The following is a 12,429-nucleotide window of genomic DNA, read 5'->3' as shown; positions in this document are numbered from 1 at the left end:
CAGCTTGATCTACAAGAACATGGGGAAGGGGTTCAGCCGGTCGTAAGGGGTCGGCTCGGCGAGCCTGCCCAGCCGCACCGGCACGTCGAACAGCCGCCCGGGGGCGAAGCGGCTCCAGAACGGGCGCAGCCCCGGAACGACCACCCGGACCACCGGGAGGTCGATGTCGGGTCTGGTCTGGTCGAGCACGAGCGTCTCCATTCCCAGCGCGGAAAGCTTCCGTACCAAGCACTCCACGTCGTCACGGACATCGGGCCGCCGGACGAACTTGAAGTCCGCGGCGCGTTTCGCCGACCGCCCCGGTGCCGGCAGCAGATACGGCTGGTTCCCGACGGTCGCGTACTTGAGCCACGCCGACGCGTCGGGATCGTCGAGTTCGACGTCGTTCGCGAGCACCGCGGGGATCATCTGGTTGAGCTCGCTGACCGCCCGCCGCAACGCCGTCCGGGGATCCAGGTGGGCGCCGAAGCCCATCATGACGTTCTCGCGCGGCCCGGCGATACTCCTGGACAGCGCGACCATCACCGGCACACCGAGGTCCGCGGTCAGGTCGAGCACCCACAGCTCCCGGCCCGCCCGCGCGTACTGGCCGACCATCTCCTCGGCCCACGGGTCGTCGAACGACGCGATGTCGACACCGGGCACGGGAAGCCGGTTGTACCACCACATCGCGACGGCGTCGCGTTCGACGAGTTCGAGCAGGCCCTGCAGGATCGCGTCCTCGACGCTGCTTCCGGCCGCGCAGCCGTTGGAGTCCGCGCGCATCCCGGTGAGACCGCACTCCGGCGGCACCCCGTAGTAGAGGTACGCCGTCGGCATCAGCTTCCGCCGCTGCTGCGAGAGCGACCACAGCGGTGTCCAGTCGACGACCGCCTCGGTGTCGAACCGGTCGGGGACGTGCTGGAAGTTCGCGTGCCTGGCGTTCCACTCGACGCGCGTTTCGTACTGGCGTTCGTCGAAGAGCATGCACGAGTTCGGGTGGACGGCGTCGTCACCGAGCGCGCGGAAGGTGTCGTGGATCCGCAGTTCGTCGCCCTGGTAGTTCGCCGAGAACCGTTCGATCGCCTCGCACAGCGCGCCGACCTCGGCGTCGATCGGGCTCGCGCCCTTGCCGCCGTTGTCCCCGCGCAACCCGGCCTGCAGCCCCGCCTCACCGCGCACCCGGCGCGCGACGTTCAGCCCGGAACGGTACGCGTTCACGAACGCGGGCGCCCTCGGGTCGCGGGCGATCTCCTTGACGATGCCGGTGACCGGACTGACCAGGTGGCCGTATCGGTCGAGCACCTCGACCGGGGTGAGCGTCCGGTGCCCGCCACCACCCGACGTCGCCTTCTTGGCCTCCCGCAACACGACCGGCTCGGCCGTCCGTGTGGCGACGATGCTTTCGTCCCCGCATTCGGGGCATTGCGGGCGGCGCCGCAGTTCGTGCAGCCGCCCCTGCAGGTCGAGGGTGTCGAGGATCCACACGGCCTGCTGCCCCGGATAGCGGTGCCCCGCCAGCCATTTGGACGCTTCGAGGGAGATCAGCTGCGACGCGGCCGCGGTCAGCGGCGGCACGGCGGGCATCGGGAACGACGCGGGACCGTCGTGCCCGAGTACCTCCTGCACACAGGCCTCGGCGTGCCGGTGCCCCCACAACCGGTTCGTCAGGCAGTGCCAGCAACCGGACCGGCCGGGCTGCATGACCGGGCCGATCCACACCTGCGAACCCGACGGCCGGGCCAGCAGCCAGGGCCGTCCGGTGCGCCGGTGCTCGGCGTCGATCTCGGCCAGCCTCGGGTCGAGGTAGTCGTCGCACAGCACGATGGCCAGCTCGGAAGCCGTCTCGACCACTTCGATGCCGCTCGCGGCCAGCGCGTTCGCCACCTGCGAGGTGTCGACGCCGCGGCCGATCGCGGTCAGGCTCGCCGTCGCAGGCTTCTGACGGCAGGCCACCGCGGACGCGTCGAGACCGCACGCGTCCCAGTAAGCGAGCGCGCGCTCGTCCCCGCTGACCTCGTCCGGGACGTGGACGGTGACCAGACCGGCCTCGACCAGCCGGGCCACCACACCGGTGACCTGTTCGGGGTTCATCCCCTCCGGGCAGGCGGACAGGAGCCCGTCGAGGTCACGGGTGCCGTCGAGCAGGGCCGCCACCGACGCGACCTGCGCGCCGCGGATCGCGATCACCCCCTGTTCGGAGAACAGGTAGGCACCGTTGCCCTCACTGATCTCCGCACGCAGATGCCGTTTGAATCCCAGTCCGCCGAACGAGGTGGGCGTGGACGATGCCTCGCGCATGATGACCCCCAGTAGGTCGGTTCGATTCTCGAATCTTGCTGCGCGGGGCCGGGTAGCGGCCAGTGTGCGATTCATGCGTCGGACGTGAAAAACCCATGTCCTTCCGGGAGACACGCATGCGGGCCCTGGTGGACGGCTCACTGGCCCGGCGACCGGCCGCTCTGTCACTGTCGAAGGCACGACGCGTATCGAGCTGGAGGGCGCTTGCGATGTACACCGGATCACGAGTAGCGGACAAGCACCACGGCTCGGCACCCAACCCGATTCCGGCCTCGCCCGCAAGCCCCGTCCGTTTCAGCCTGCTCGGCCCGCTCGAACTCGTGCGGGACGGGATCGACTACGCGCCGACGACGCCGAAGCTGCTGCAGGTGCTCGCCATGCTGGTCATGAGCCCGGGGAAGATCGTGCACATCGACACGATCGTGCAGGAGCTGTGGGCCAACGACCCGCCGCGCAGCGTCCGCACCACCATGCACACCTACGTCTACCAGCTGCGCAAGTGCATCGACGAGAACGAGCTGGCCCCGTACGGCGAGACCATGCTGGCGACGAAACCGCCGGGGTACGTGTTCCGGATCGCGCCGCAGCAGGTGGACGTCTTCGAGTTCCAGGAGCTGCAGCACAAGGGCCGCGAGCTGCATCTACGCGGTGAGCACACCGAAGCGGCGAAGGCCTTCCGGTCGGCACTCGACCTGTGGTCCGGGCCGCCGCTCGCGAACGTCCACTGTGGACCGGTGTTGTCGGCGTACGCGATCGACCTCGTCGAGCAGCGGCGCAGCACGCTGCACCTGCGGATCGAGGCGGACATCGCGGCCGGGATGCGGCACGAGCTGATCGGCGAACTGCGTTCCCTGGTCACCGCGAACCCGCTCGACGAGGCGCTGCACGGGCAGCTGATCCGCGTGCTCGGCCGCAGCGGGCGGCGCTCCGACGCGCTCGCCACGTACCGTCAGGTGCGGGCGAGGCTCAACCACGAACTGGGCGTGGAACCCTGTGACGAACTGCAGGTCCTGCACCACGGCCTGCTTTCCGAAGGTGAACCCGCGTGAACCCCGCTCCCGCCACGGAAACGAAAGTGAGGATCGACGGATGAGCAGTCGTACCTATGGACAGTTCTGCGGTCTGGCCCGCGCGCTGGAGATCATCGGCGAACGCTGGTCGCTGCTGATCGTCCGTGACCTCGTCCTCGGCCCGAAGCGGTTCACCGAACTGCAGGCGGGTCTGCCCAAGATCCCGGCGAGCACGCTGTCCGCGCGGCTCAACGAACTCGAGCAGTCCGGTGTGCTCCGCCGCCGTCTGCTCCCCCAGCTCGACGCCGCGGTGGTCTACGAGCTCACCGAGTACGGCAGCGAACTCGACCAGATCGTGCTGGACCTCGGGCTTTGGGGCGCGCGTTCGCTCGGCAGGCCGGCTGCCGAGGACGTCTTCACCCTGGATTCGGCGATCCTGTCGCTGTACACGACCTTCCGGAGTGAAAGGGCCAAGGGCGTCCAGGTCACCTACGAGCTGCGGTACCCGGGCGACATGGTCGTGCACGCGATCGTCGAGGACGGCGCGCTCAAGGTCGCGGAGGGCGCGCACCCCGGCGCCGACGCGGTCATCGAACCGCTGGGCCCGTTCATCAAGGATCTGCTGAGCGGGGATCTCACCGCCGCCGACGCGACGCGGACCGGGAAGATCCGCATCGAGGGCGCCTTCGAATATCTGGAACTGTTCACGGACCTGTTCCACATTCCCGCCGCTCCGAAAATGCCCGACGGAATCGTCGTCCGCTGAGCCATCCGGCGTAATACCGCAGGTCGGATCAGGCAATCCGGAGTAATCGAAATCCTCGAAACGCGGGATATCGTCGACATCCGTCACCGGTCGGTCTTTCGCCACAAGGAGCCCCTTCATGGCCGCACTCGATTCGCCTCGCCCGGGTCTGCTCGCCTCGCTCAACGGGAAATACCACCGCGCGGCGCTCCTCACCTTCGCGGTGGTCGTCGTGGCCCACTGGGCGGAACACCTCGTGCAGGCGTTCCAGATCTACGCGCTCGGCTGGAAGACCCCGGACGCCCGCGGCGTGCTCGGGATCCCGTTCCCCAAGCTGATCAGCTCCGAATGGCTGCACTACGGCTACGCCATCGTCATGCTGATCTTCCTGTTCGCCCTGCGCAAGGGTTTCGCCGGCCGCTCGCGGCAGTGGTGGAACCTGGCGCTCGGCCTGCAGTTCTGGCACCACATCGAGCATCTGCTCCTGCTGATCCAGGCGCAGACCGGCTGGCGGCTCGGCGGCGGCACCGCGCCGAGCAGCATCATCCAGCTGTTCATCCCGCGCGTGGAACTGCACCTGTTCTACAACACGGTCGTCACCATCCCGATGATCATCGCGATGCTCGTGCACCGGAAGGCGCCCGCCGCCGAGCGGGAGCTGACCGGCTGCACGTGCTCGCCCGTCAGCCGGCGTGAGCTGGCGACCGCGGCATCGTGACCGGGAGACTCTTCGCGCTCCTGGCCCTCGTGGCGGCGTGGTTCGGGGTCGCGGTACTCGCCGCGACCCCGGCCTCGGCCCACGTCGAACTCCTCTCCTCGAACCCCGCCGACGGCGCCCGGCTCACCTCGGCGCCGGCGCGGGTCTCGGTCACCCTGTCGGAGAACATCGGCATCCAGCCGAACTCGATCAAGGTCGTCGACCAACAGGGCACCGACGTGGTGTCCGGCCCGGTGTTCCAACCCGGCGAAGTCGCCGAAGAGGTCGCCGTCGCACTCGAACCCGACCTTCCCGACGGCAGCTACCTCGTCGAGTACGCCTTCGTCTCGACCGACTCGCATCCGGTGCGCGGCACGATCGCCTTCGTGATCGGCACCGGTCCCCTGATCACGTCGGCGGGCGCGGTGTCCGCCTCCACGGGGACCGACCCGGTGACCGACGCGCTGTTCACCACTTTCCGCTGGGGATCCTTCGGCGGCGTCGCGCTGCTCGGCGGGCTCGTGTTCCTGCTGGTCTGCCGTCCGGGCGGCCGGGCCGACCCGGCGGCACGGAAGCTGATCACCGCGGGCCTGTGGCTCTCGGGTGTCACGGCCGTGGCCGGGTTCCTGCTGCAAGGCCCGTACGTCGCGGGCCGCGGCGCCGGCGCGATCTTCGACGGGGCGCTGATCGAGGCGACCCTGCGGGTGGCGTACGGGAAGCTCCTGCTGCTGCGCCTGGCCGCGATCGTCGCGCTCGCCGTCATCGTGCGGCGGCTGCTGGCGGGCGACCTGCCGGACCGGCTGCGGTCGCGCTACGAGAACCTCGGCATCGCGGCCGGGTTCATCGTGATGCTGAGCTTCTCCGCGACCGGGCACGCGGTGGCCGACAAGATCATGTTCCTCTCGGTCAGCGCCGACCTGGCGCATTTCGGCGCGATGGCCGTCTGGGTGGGCGGGCTGATCCAGCTGGCCGTGCTCCTGCGCGGCAGGTACTCGGCGTCGGAGGCCGAGCCCGCGCTGGCGCGGTTCCATCCGATCGCCACCCGGTCGATCGTGATCATGGTGGTCAGCGGCGCCTACCTGGGCTTCCGGCTCGTCCCGTCGGTGGAGGCGCTCTGGACGTCGGCCTACGGCATCGTCTTCGTGCTGAAGCTGACCGGGTTCGCCGCGTTGCTGCTGGTGGCGAATCTGAGCCGCACCGCGGTGCGCCGCGGGATCTCCGGCCGGGGCGGCACCGGAGTGGTGACCGCCGACCTGCGGAAACTGCGGGTCAGCGTCGGCGTCGAGGTGCTGATCGTGGCCGTGGTGCTCGCGCTGGCGGCGGCGTTGTCCTCGATGTCCCCGACCGGGTGATCACCGCTCGATCTCCTCGTCCGGCGGGGTGAACGGCCCCCAGGTGAAGGCCCGGAGCCACGGCTCGGGATCGCCAAGCCACTCCATGGCGGCGATCTGGGCCGGGCTCCGGCGCCCGGCGAGCGTCCGGTAGAGGTCGGCGGGCGCGCCCGAGAGCACCGCGGCGACCGGTTCGGTGCCAGCGATCCAGGTCGCGCCCTCGGTCTCGATCCGCATCCCCGGCAGACCGTGCCTGCTCAGCGAGGCGCCGAGCCCGCCGACGAGCACTTCGAATCCCCGCAGCCAGGCCGCGTGCGCTTCAGGCGGCGGAGCGCCGAGCGCGTACCGGATGTCGAGCTCGTGGGTGAAGGCGTCCATCACCATGATGTCGCCGCGGCTCTTCCCGCCGCCGTCGGCGGCGAGGAGGGTGTCGGCCTCGGGTCCGCGTTCGAGCCAGAGTTTCAGCAATTCGACGGCCGACGCGGATTCCGGGATCGGGCAGGCCTCGCCACCGAACCGGGTGATCACCCGATCGCAGATCTCGGTCAGATGCGCGATCAGATCCCGCACGGTCCACTGTGGACAGGCCGGGACGGCCCGCTCGCCCGCCCCCGCGTGATCGGTGACCAAGATCGCGATGTTCTCCCTGACCTGCCGATATCCTTCGGCCGCTGTCGCCGTATTCCAGCCAGGGACCCGAATTCGGCTGCTCGTCACGCGGACACCTCCCGTGGGGTATGCGATGGCCGTCCATTCTCCCACCGCCGGGAGACTTCACCCTTCTTCCCGCTTGCGGCGGACCGTTCACCGCAAAGACCACCCACCCGTGGCGCGTGTCGCCGCGGCTTCAGGCACACTGGTCGGTGAAAGCCCCCGTGTGGCAAAGAAAAGCGCCCATCGGTGACACATCGACCACTGTGGAGGTGACCAATGGAGATGCCCGGCTTCGATCTGGCGTGGCGTGGTTTCCATCGCGCCCAGGTCCGGGAATTCGTCCGCGAGGTGGAAGCCGAACTACGACGAGTGGAAGCCGAACGCGACGAAGCGATCCGCCGTGGGCAAGCTCTCGCCGGCGAGCTCGCCGCCACACAAGAGGAAAATCGCGAACTGAAGGCCAGCGTCGACCGGATCAGCCGCGTGCCGATCGCACCGGACGCGTTGCAGGAACGCTCGCGCCGGATGCTCGAACTCACCCGCGAGGAAGCCGACGACATCGCCGCGCGGGCCGCCGAAGAAGCCGCCAAGGCCGAGGCGGAACGAAAGCGGATCGCCGAAGACTTCGAGCGCGCCATGACGCTGCGCCGCGCGGAGGCGATGCGCGCGCTCGCCGCACGGGATGAAGCCGCCCAGGCGAAGGCGCGGAAACTGCTCGACGACGCCGCCGAAAAGGGCGAGCGCCTGGTCGCCGAGGCGCGGCAGAAGGCCGATGTGGCCCTCCGCCTGCGCGACGACGTGCTGAAACAGCTGGTCGGCTGCCGCGAACTGCTCACCGAAGCCGGCCTGGTGCTGGCCGTACCGGACTCACCGAAACCGGAAGTGCCCGTTCAGCGCCGGAGCAGGCCCGAAGCCCGCACCGGCACCGAAGCGGCCGCCACCTAAGCGGGGTCACCCGAAGAAAAGACCACCGGCCGGATCTCCATCGCGTTGATGTGCACGTCCGGGATCTGGCCCGCGATCTCGATCGCCCGCTCCTTGCTGTCGCATTCGACCAGGTAGAAGCCGGCCAGGTACTCCTTCGACTCCGCGAACGGGCCGTCGGTGACCACCGGGACGCCGTCACGCACCCGGACCACGGTGCTGTCCTTCGGCTCCGCCAGCGCCTGCGTCCCGAGCAGTTCGCCGCTCTCGGTGAGCTTCTTCATGAAAGGGTCGATGCGGGCGACCACCTCGTTGCGCTCCTCTTCGGGGAGGGCGTCCCAGGCGGTGGGGTTCATCGTGATCATGATCATGTACTTCATCGGTGTTCCTCCTGGTCGTGCGGCCGGTGCCCGGCCACTCACGCAGGAGTCGGAGCGGCCGGATCGTTCTCGACATCCTGACACCCGCTTTTTTCCACTCTCCGGCCGCATACGTGGGGTGGGTATAGTGGGACGACGACGGGGAACGACGAGAGAACGGGTGCGGGAATGACGGGCTACGGCACCGAGCGGGAGGCCTATCTCAAGCGCCTGCGCCGGATCGAGGGGCAGATCCGCGGTCTGCAGCGGATGGTGGAAGAGGACAAGTACTGCATCGACATCCTGACCCAGGTGTCCGCGGCCACGAAGGCGCTGCAGTCGTTCTCCCTCGAACTGCTGGACGAGCACCTCGCCACCTGCGTGGTCCACGCCGCCGCCGCGGGCGGGGAAGAGGCCGACCTCAAGGTGCGGGAGGCGTCCGACGCCATCGCCCGGCTGGTCCGGTCCTGAAGCGTCGCAGCCGCAGGCTGTTGGTGACGACGAAAACCGAGGAGAACGCCATCGCGGCCCCGGCGATCATGGGGTTGAGCAGGCCGAGCGCGGCCAGCGGCAGGGCGGCGACGTTGTAGGCGAACGCCCAGAACAGGTTGCCCTTGATCGTGCCGAGCGTGCGGCGCGCGAGCCGGATGGCGTCCACGGCCGCGCGCAGGTCACCGCGCACCAGGGTGAGGTCGCCCGCTTCGATCGCGGCGTCGGTCCCGGTCCCCATCGAGAGGCCGAGGTCGGCCTGCGCGAGCGCGGCCGCGTCGTTGACGCCGTCGCCGACCATGGCGACCACGTTGCCTCGCGCTTGAAGGCGCTTGACGACGTCGACCTTCTCGGCGGGCAGCACCTCCGCGACGACCTCGTCGATCCCGACTTCGGCGGCGACGGCCTCCGCGGAACCGGCGTTGTCCCCGGTCAGCAGGACCGGCCGGAGCCCGAGCGCCTTCAGTCCGGCCACGGCCTCGGCCGAAGTCGGCTTGACCGTGTCGGCGACGACGACCACACCCCGTGCCTCGCCGTCCCAGGCGACGACGACCGCGGTCGCGCCGCGTTCCTCGGCGACCTTCTTGGCCTGGGTGAACTCGTCGCCGACGGCGATGCCGTGCCGGTCGAGGAGGGCGGACCGCCCGGCCAGGACGGTCTTGCCCTCGACCTCGCCGACGACACCCAGACCCTCGACGTTGCGGAACCCGCCGACCGGCGGCAGCTCACCCAGCCGCTCCTCGGCGGCCGCGACGATCGCGCGGGCGATCGGATGCTCGGAGCCGTGTTCGACCGCCGCGGCCAGGCGCAGGACCTCGGTCTCGTCGTCGCCGAACAGGTCGGTGAGGCTCATCTTCCCGGCGGTCACCGTGCCGGTCTTGTCCAGCACGACGGTGTCGACGGCGCGAGTGGACTCGAGCACCTCCGGGCCCTTGATGAGGATGCCCAGCTGCGCGCCGCGGCCGGTACCGACCAGCAGCGCCGTCGGCGTGGCCAGGCCGAGCGCGCACGGGCAGGCGATGATCAGGACCGCGACGGCGGCGGTGAAGGCGGCGTCGGCTCCGCTACCCGCGCCGAGCCAGAAGCCGAGTGTGCCGACCGCGAGGGCGATCACCACCGGGACGAACACCGCCGACACCCGGTCGGCGAGGCGCTGGACCCGCGCCTTGCCGTTCTGCGCGTCCTCGACCAGCCGCGCCATCTGCGCGAGCTGCGTGTCGGCGCCGATCCGGGTGGCGCGGACGACGAGCCTGCCGCTCGCGTTGACCGTCCCGCCGACGACGGCGTCCCCGGCCACCACCTCGACCGGGACGGCTTCACCCGTCAGCATGCTCAGGTCGACGGCCGATCCACCGTCGGTCACCACCCCGTCGGTGGCGATCTTCTCCCCCGGCCGCACGACGAACTCGTCGTCCGTTTTCAGCTCGCCGATCGGGACGCGGCTCTCGGTGCCGTCCTTCAGGAGCGTGACGTCCTTCGCGCCGAGTTCGAGCAGTGCCCGCAGCGCGGCGCCGGAGCGGCGCTTGGACCGGGCCTCGAAGTAGCGGCCCGCGAGGAGGAACGTGGTCACCCCGGCGGCGACCTCGAGGTAGACGTTGCCCGCGCCGTGCCCGCGCTCCATGGTCAGCTCGAAACCGTGTCGCATGCCGGGTGTCCCGGCGGTGCCGAACAGCAGCGCGTAGAGCGACCAGAGCGTGGCGGCGACGACGCCCAGTGAGATCAGGGTGTCCATGGTGGCGGCGCCATGACGGAGGTTCGTCCAGGCCGGGCGATGGAACGGCCACGCGCCCCAGGTGACGACCGGTGCGGCCAGGGCCAGCGAGACCCACTGCCAGCAGGGGAACTGCCAGGCCGGGACCATCGCCGGCACGATCACCGGCACCGCGAGCACGGCGGAGACCACGAGACGGGTTCGCAGGGAGCCGGTCTCGTCTTCGCCTTCGTCGGGCCGGGGTGACTGGGCCGTGTAACCGGCGGACTCGACGACGCCGACGAGGTCTTCGACCGAGACCGCGGCGGGGAAGTCGACCTGCGCCTTTTCGGTGGCGTAATTGACCGTGGCGGAGACGCCGTCGACCTTGTTCAGTTTGCGTTCGACCCGCGCGGCACAGGACGCGCAGGTCATCCCGCCGATGGCCAGTTCGACCCGCTGGGATGTCACGGCGCGCCTCCCGGGTGGTGCCCATGGTGCTCGCTGGTCGGTGCCGACGGGGGCGGCGGCTCCTCGTCCAGCGGCCCGACGGCGGAGCCGATCGCCCAGGCGACGGCGAACACCGCGACCAGAGCCGCGGCGAACGCCGACACCTTGACGGCGGTGCTCACGAGACGAGCTGGTAACCGGCCTCGCTGACGGCCGCGTCGACGGCTTGGACGTCCAGCGGCGCGTCGCTGGTGACTGTGACCTTGCCGCTGGCGACGTCCACGTTCACGGCGCTGACGCCCGCGATCTCGCTGACCTCTTCGGTGACGGAGGCGGCGCAGTGCCCGCAGGACATGCCCTTGACGATGTAGGTGGTTTCGGCCATCGGTGCGAACTCCTCTACAGGACAGGTGGAGCGATCACTTCCTTTATACCCCGTGGGGGTAGTGGTGTGCACAGAGGGTGCGGGGACACTGCGGAAATGAGGAAGATCTCCGCCATCGGCATCGGCGCCGGCGACCCGGACCACCTGACCGTCCAGGCCATCCGGCGGCTCAACGAGACCGATGTGTTCTTCGTGCTCGACAAGGGCTCGGAAAAGCAGGACCTGGTGGCTCTGCGCCAGGAGATCCTCGACCGCTTCGTCGAGCAGCCCGGCTACCGCGTCGTTCGGGCACCGGACCCCGAACGTGACCGTACTCCTGATGACTACCGGAAGGCCGTCGCCGACTGGCACCGGCTCCGCACCGACGTCTACGAGACCATGATCGCTTCCCTGGGTCCCGACGAGCGGGGCGCGTTCCTCGTCTGGGGCGACCCGGCGCTCTACGACTCGACCCTGACCCTGCTGGACGCGGTGCTCGACCGCGGGAACGTCGAGTTCGAGTACGACGTCATCCCCGGGGTGAGCAGCGTGGCCGCGCTGACGTCACGGCACCGGACCACGATGAACCAGATCGGCCGCCCGGTCCTGGTCACCACCGGCCGCCGCCTCGAGGCCGGCTGGCCCGAGAACGTGGACGACGTCTTCGTCATGCTGGACGCGGGGTGCACGTTCTCGCAGTTCGTCGATACCGGCCTGGAGATCTACTGGGGCGCGTACCTCGGGACGCCCGACGAGCTCCTGCTCTCCGGCCCGTTGACCGCGGCCCTCGCCGAGGAGATCCGCTCCGTCCGCGCCTCCGCCCGCTCCCGCAAGGGCTGGATCATGGACATCTACCACCTGCGCCGCCCCGCCCCCTCCCGCATTTAGTCCTCTCAATGCGGGGCCCCCGCCCCACCCTCACGTGCCCCGTCCCGTCACTCGCGTGATTGAAGGCGGATCTCGCGTGTTTGGGGAGGGATCTTGCGTGATCAGACGGACGACACACGTGATCGGGTGGACGACACGGCGTCTCGGTCGTGTCGTCCGTCTGATCACGGGTGATCGGTGTCTGATCACGGGTGTGACGGGGTTTCGGGCATGAGAAAAAGGGCCCAGGTCTGGGAGAACTCGTGGTTCTCGACCAGGCCCTGGGCCCTTTTCCTTTTTCTAATGTTAGTCCGGCGGTGTCCTACTCTCCCACAACCCTTCGGTTGCAGTACCATCGGCGCTGTCAGGCTTAGCTTCCGGGTTCGGAATGGGACCGGGCGTTTCCCTGACGCTATAACCACCGAAACACTGTGAAACACTCCCCCACAACCTCACACGAGGGGGTTGTGTGGTGTTTCAGAGCTGTAGAGTGGATGCGTAACATCTTTGTGGGCAAGTCCTCGGCCTATTAGTACCAGTCAACTCGACAACACATTACTGTGCTTCCA

Annotated in this window: 13 protein-coding genes and 1 rRNA gene; 7 read left to right on the top strand and 7 right to left on the bottom strand. The window is 69.3% G+C overall.

All coding sequences use genetic code 11. The annotated features are described in order from the left end of the window. Positions 1 to 9: 9 nt before the first annotated feature. Positions 10 to 2,280 carry a TOMM precursor leader peptide-binding protein gene (locus ACSMFO_RS10745; RefSeq protein ID WP_436458370.1) on the bottom strand — a complete coding sequence of 757 codons (2,271 nt, stop codon included), beginning with the start codon at positions 2,278 to 2,280 and terminating at the stop codon, positions 10 to 12. Between the two features lie 209 nt (positions 2,281 to 2,489). Between ACSMFO_RS10745 and ACSMFO_RS10740 the strand changes: the two genes are divergently transcribed. From ACSMFO_RS10740 to ACSMFO_RS10725, 4 genes are all read left to right on the top strand, one after another. Beyond that, a complete protein-coding gene (locus tag ACSMFO_RS10740; protein ID WP_436458369.1) occupies positions 2,490 to 3,329 on the top strand; it encodes an AfsR/SARP family transcriptional regulator in 840 nt (279 codons plus the stop codon). Between the two features lie 40 nt (positions 3,330 to 3,369). Continuing rightward, positions 3,370 to 4,056 (top strand): winged helix-turn-helix transcriptional regulator, encoded by a 687-nt coding sequence (locus ACSMFO_RS10735; protein ID WP_436458367.1) that lies wholly within the window; start codon positions 3,370 to 3,372, stop codon positions 4,054 to 4,056. 118 nt (positions 4,057 to 4,174) lie between these two features. Continuing rightward, entirely contained in the window at positions 4,175 to 4,753 is a 579-nt protein-coding gene (locus ACSMFO_RS10730; RefSeq protein ID WP_038517494.1) for a hypothetical protein, read from the top strand. Continuing rightward, positions 4,750 to 6,084, top strand: coding sequence for a copper resistance CopC/CopD family protein (locus tag ACSMFO_RS10725; RefSeq protein ID WP_436458366.1), 1,335 nt, complete (start codon positions 4,750 to 4,752; stop codon positions 6,082 to 6,084). Before ACSMFO_RS10730 ends, ACSMFO_RS10725 begins: the two co-directional genes overlap by 4 nt. Here ACSMFO_RS10725 and ACSMFO_RS10720 read toward each other — a convergent pair whose 3' ends face one another. Then, positions 6,085 to 6,702, bottom strand: coding sequence for a maleylpyruvate isomerase family mycothiol-dependent enzyme (locus tag ACSMFO_RS10720; protein ID WP_436458775.1), 618 nt, complete (start codon positions 6,700 to 6,702; stop codon positions 6,085 to 6,087). It lies immediately after the preceding gene. A 291-nt stretch (positions 6,703 to 6,993) separates the two neighbouring features. Between ACSMFO_RS10720 and ACSMFO_RS10715 the strand changes: the two genes are divergently transcribed. After that, a complete protein-coding gene (locus ACSMFO_RS10715) occupies positions 6,994 to 7,662 on the top strand; it encodes a M protein (protein WP_436458364.1) in 669 nt (222 codons plus the stop codon). On the opposite strand, the gene ACSMFO_RS10710 is transcribed toward ACSMFO_RS10715, so the two are convergent. Continuing rightward, entirely contained in the window at positions 7,659 to 8,021 is a 363-nt protein-coding gene (locus ACSMFO_RS10710; RefSeq protein ID WP_436458363.1) for a YciI family protein, read from the bottom strand. The two genes, ACSMFO_RS10715 and ACSMFO_RS10710, sit on opposite strands and share 4 nt — an antisense overlap. A 168-nt stretch (positions 8,022 to 8,189) precedes the next feature. Between ACSMFO_RS10710 and ACSMFO_RS10705 the strand changes: the two genes are divergently transcribed. Then, a complete protein-coding gene (locus ACSMFO_RS10705) occupies positions 8,190 to 8,471 on the top strand; it encodes a metal-sensitive transcriptional regulator (RefSeq protein WP_007034631.1) in 282 nt (93 codons plus the stop codon). Here ACSMFO_RS10705 and ACSMFO_RS10700 read toward each other — a convergent pair. The 3 genes from ACSMFO_RS10700 to ACSMFO_RS10690 are packed head-to-tail and all read right to left on the bottom strand — an operon-like array spanning position 8,422 to position 11,014. Then, positions 8,422 to 10,614 carry a heavy metal translocating P-type ATPase gene (locus ACSMFO_RS10700; RefSeq protein ID WP_436458774.1) on the bottom strand — a complete coding sequence of 731 codons (2,193 nt, stop codon included), beginning with the start codon at positions 10,612 to 10,614 and terminating at the stop codon, positions 8,422 to 8,424. The two genes, ACSMFO_RS10705 and ACSMFO_RS10700, sit on opposite strands and share 50 nt — an antisense overlap. Positions 10,615 to 10,646: 32 nt before the next feature. Beyond that, complete coding sequence (locus ACSMFO_RS10695; protein WP_436458360.1) at positions 10,647 to 10,811, bottom strand: hypothetical protein; 165 nt, start codon at positions 10,809 to 10,811, stop codon at positions 10,647 to 10,649. Then, complete coding sequence (locus ACSMFO_RS10690) at positions 10,808 to 11,014, bottom strand: heavy-metal-associated domain-containing protein (RefSeq protein ID WP_038517508.1); 207 nt, start codon at positions 11,012 to 11,014, stop codon at positions 10,808 to 10,810. The genes ACSMFO_RS10695 and ACSMFO_RS10690 overlap by 4 nt, the downstream gene beginning before the upstream one ends. Positions 11,015 to 11,110: 96 nt before the next feature. On the opposite strand from ACSMFO_RS10690, the gene cobF reads away from it, so the two are divergent. Next, entirely contained in the window at positions 11,111 to 11,881 is a 771-nt protein-coding gene (gene cobF, locus ACSMFO_RS10685) for a precorrin-6A synthase (deacetylating) (RefSeq protein WP_436458359.1), read from the top strand. 288 nt (positions 11,882 to 12,169) lie between these two features. Here cobF and rrf read toward each other — a convergent pair. Then, positions 12,170 to 12,286 (bottom strand): 5S ribosomal RNA (gene rrf / locus ACSMFO_RS10680). Between the last annotated feature and the right edge of the window lie 143 nt (positions 12,287 to 12,429).

It is taken from the genome of Amycolatopsis sp. w19 (assembly GCF_051373225.1).
Lineage (GTDB): Bacteria > Actinomycetota > Actinomycetes > Mycobacteriales > Pseudonocardiaceae > Amycolatopsis > Amycolatopsis japonica.
The sequence above is the reverse complement of the archived record's forward strand: the minus strand, read 5'-3'. Positions and strand labels throughout refer to the sequence as shown.

Coding starts and splice junctions, on each gene's coding strand:
- ACSMFO_RS10745 (WP_436458370.1), bottom strand. CDS start 2,280: ATGCGCGAGGCATCGTCCACGCCCACCTCGTTCGGCGGACTGGGATTC.
- ACSMFO_RS10740 (WP_436458369.1), top strand. CDS start 2,490: ATGTACACCGGATCACGAGTAGCGGACAAGCACCACGGCTCGGCACCC.
- ACSMFO_RS10735 (WP_436458367.1), top strand. CDS start 3,370: ATGAGCAGTCGTACCTATGGACAGTTCTGCGGTCTGGCCCGCGCGCTG.
- ACSMFO_RS10730 (WP_038517494.1), top strand. CDS start 4,175: ATGGCCGCACTCGATTCGCCTCGCCCGGGTCTGCTCGCCTCGCTCAAC.
- ACSMFO_RS10715 (WP_436458364.1), top strand. CDS start 6,994: ATGGAGATGCCCGGCTTCGATCTGGCGTGGCGTGGTTTCCATCGCGCC.
- ACSMFO_RS10710 (WP_436458363.1), bottom strand. CDS start 8,021: ATGAAGTACATGATCATGATCACGATGAACCCCACCGCCTGGGACGCC.
- ACSMFO_RS10705 (WP_007034631.1), top strand. CDS start 8,190: ATGACGGGCTACGGCACCGAGCGGGAGGCCTATCTCAAGCGCCTGCGC.
- ACSMFO_RS10700 (WP_436458774.1), bottom strand. CDS start 10,614: ATGACCTGCGCGTCCTGTGCCGCGCGGGTCGAACGCAAACTGAACAAG.
- ACSMFO_RS10690 (WP_038517508.1), bottom strand. CDS start 11,014: ATGGCCGAAACCACCTACATCGTCAAGGGCATGTCCTGCGGGCACTGC.
- cobF (WP_436458359.1), top strand. CDS start 11,111: ATGAGGAAGATCTCCGCCATCGGCATCGGCGCCGGCGACCCGGACCAC.